This is a genomic window from Streptomyces sp. GC420, assembly GCF_009916105.1.
Taxonomy (GTDB): Bacteria; Actinomycetota; Actinomycetes; order Streptomycetales; family Streptomycetaceae; genus Streptomyces.
Window position 1 is genome coordinate 1 of sequence record NZ_JAAAXQ010000627.1, and the last position, 2,829, is coordinate 2,829.

The window sequence follows — 2,829 nt, forward strand, 5'->3', positions numbered from 1 at the left end:
CCCCCGGTTCTGTCCGCCTGGCCGGTGGACGGAATCTCATCCATTCGCCCGTCTGAGATCGCCGCCCTACCCCGACCCGCCTAACGTCTCCACCATCGAGGTGCATTTCTGGACATTTGTGGAAGAGTTCCGCAGCTGCTCCTCGGGGACCGGAGGAATGACCATGCGCGCGATACGTGCCGCGTCCGCCACAGCCGTGCTGGGCATCACCGCACTCACGCTCACCGCTCCCCCTCCCGCGGCCTCCGCCCAGGGAGCCACCCCTTCGTTCAGGTTCAGCGTCAACCCCGTCTCCGTCCCGCCGGGCGGCACCGTGACGCTCCGGGTGACCGACTGCGCGTACAGCGTCTCCGCGTCCTCGGGAGCCTTCGACACCGTGGCCGTCCCCCAGGGCCGGTCGGTGACCGCGACGGTCGACCCGTCCGCGAGGGCCGGCGCGGTCTACCCGGTCACCTTCGTCTGCAACGGCGAGACGGGCACGACCAACATCACCATCGCCTCCAGGACGCCCACCACCAGTTCCACGTCCCGCCCGCCCGCCACGCGTTCGTCCACGGCGGGCGCGGGCGTCAGGGGCGGCCTCGGCGGCAGTCGCGGCGGGGTGGACAGCATGGAGATCGCCATCGGCGCGGCGCTGGTCGGCGGCTCGGCGGGCGCCGCGTTCTACGTGCTGCGCCGTCGCGGGCGCCTGGGCCGGCACTGAGAGGCGCCCCCGGGCCGTGCGAGCGGCCCACCCCCTGGAAACCCCTGGAAATGGCTCGCGCCCCCGGCTCCTGCGAGAGCCGGGGCGCGGGCTTTTCAGTCGGCCCGGCCGGTCGGTTCGGCCGGTCAGGCCTTGCTGTTGCCGCCTGCGCGACGGCGCATGAGGTGGACGCCTCCGCCGACGACCGCGGCGACCACCATGCCGCCTCCGACCGCGAGCTCGGTGCTCGACGGACTCATCAGGCCGCCCAGACCGCCGCGCGCCGCGCCGGCGCCGACGACGGTGAAGGTGCCGCCCGTCTCCGAACGCCCGTCGCAGTGCGCGGTGATCTCGTACGCGCCGAGGACCGCGCCGCTCCGGATGGTCGCGGTGGCACGGTAGCGGTCGTGCTCACCGGTGGAGTGCAGCCGTTCGGTCCGCGTGAAGGCGGGCGAACTGACCGTGCCGTCCCCGCACCTGCCTCCCTCCACCGTCACGGACAGCGCGCCGCCCCTGACGACCGTCCTGGGCGAGGCGGTGATGCTGATCACCCCGAAGTCGTCGTTCCGGTCGCCCCTGTGGTTGTTGCCTCCCTGGCCACGGCCTCCCCCGTTGTCACCGCGGTCGTTGTCACGGCGGTCGTTGTCGTTGCGGCCGTTGCCTCCCTGGCCGTTGCCGCCGTTGCCGTTGCCGTCGTTGCCACTGCCCGTGCCGTTGCCGCTGACATTGACATTGACATTGGCGTTGCCGCCCTGACTGTCGGCGTCGCCGTTGTTCGGGTGGTGGTCCCCGCCCGTGCCGGCGGGGGGCAGATCATTGTGTCCCGCAGCGGTGTCCTGATTGAGGTTCTGGTCGATGCCCTGATTGACGCTGTTACCGGTGTCCCGGTACGGGCCGTCGTCCTGATCGCTCTTCGAATCGTTTCCGTGAGAGGTGCCCCGAGTGTCGTTCTGAGCGACGTTCTGGTTGATGTCCTGACCGGTACCGCGGTCCTGCTCTCCCTGGCCGGCCGGGCCGAACTCGTCGGTCCGCCCGAACTCGTCGGCCCGGCCGACTGAGCCCTGGCCGCTGCTGTAACCGTTTCCCTGTTCCCGGTCTTCACTGGCCACGGCTCCCGGGGCGGCCAACCCGATGGCAGCACCCGCCAATACGGCTGCCGCCAAGGCGCGAGAAGTACGCATGTTGAACCTCCGCGGAAAGCGCCCCGGGTCCTTTCCCGGTCACTCGGCGATCAGCGCCTCCCAGACCGACCATCAGGTCCCCACTCATGCGTACGCATTCCGGCGCTCGGCCGGATGGCCCCATGATCCGTGCGGTACCACCCGTTCGCCCTCGTCCCCTCGCCCTTCTTTTGCAGCGCGCTTAGTTTTCCCCTATACGCGATGGACTCGGGGCAGCCCCGCGTCGAGAGGGGATGAAATGCCGTCAGCGGACATGCGCCACGGACCGATGAGGCTGCCCCGCCGGAGGCGGGCACCATGGGGGGTCCTGGCCCTGATGATGCTGAGCGGCCTCGCGATGATGCGAAACGGCGTGGGAGAGGCCGAGGGCCCACCGCAACCGGCGTCGGCGACGGCCTCGGACACCCGCGACCACCCTCCCGAGGTACCCGCCACCTTCACCGCGGCGGAACCGCTGTTCTTCTCCCCGCCGCAGCGGGTGCGCATCCCCGCGATCCAGGTGGACGCTCCGGTCACCGCGGTCGGCCTGGACGCGGAGGGCTGGGTGGACGCCCCGCCGGCCGAGGAGAACAACATGGCGGGCTGGTTCACCGGCGCGGTCTCGCCGGGCGAGGTGGGCACGGCGGTCGTGGTCGGCCACGTGGACAACATGACCGGGCCGGCGGTGTTCTACGGTCTCGGCGCCCTGAAGAACGGGCATCTGATCGAGGTCCCCCGCACCGACGGCCGCACCGCCGTGTTCGAGGTGTACAGCGTGGAGGTCTTCTCCAAGGAGCAGTTCCCCGGCACCCGCGTCTACGGCAGCACGGGCGTCCCGGAGCTGCGCGTCATCACCTGCGGCGGGGCCTTCACCCGGGACGCCGGATACAGCGGGAACGTCGTGGTCTTCGCCCGTCTCACCGACGTGCGCTGACGGCGTGACACCCGGGCGCACGGCCAGGGGCCGTGCGCGGGGAGGGCTCGGGG

The 2,829-nt window shown here is 71.2% G+C and carries 3 protein-coding genes; 2 read left to right on the forward strand and 1 reads right to left on the reverse strand.

Annotated features, from left to right (window positions below; all coding sequences use genetic code 11):
- The first annotated feature begins 163 nt into the window (after positions 1–163).
- On the forward strand, positions 164–703 hold the full coding sequence (locus GUY61_RS37090; RefSeq protein WP_166634689.1) for a hypothetical protein: 540 nt from the start codon (positions 164–166) through the stop codon (positions 701–703).
- Between the two features lie 125 nt (positions 704–828).
- On the opposite strand, the gene GUY61_RS39425 is transcribed toward GUY61_RS37090, so the two are convergent.
- Positions 829–1,791, reverse strand: a complete 963-nt coding sequence (locus tag GUY61_RS39425) for a hypothetical protein (protein ID WP_208106922.1) — start codon at positions 1,789–1,791, stop codon at positions 829–831.
- Positions 1,792–2,101: 310 nt separating this feature from the next.
- On the opposite strand from GUY61_RS39425, the gene GUY61_RS37100 reads away from it, so the two are divergent.
- Positions 2,102–2,776, forward strand: coding sequence for a class F sortase (locus GUY61_RS37100; RefSeq protein ID WP_166634690.1), 675 nt, complete (start codon positions 2,102–2,104; stop codon positions 2,774–2,776).
- The last annotated feature ends 53 nt before the right edge of the window (positions 2,777–2,829 follow it).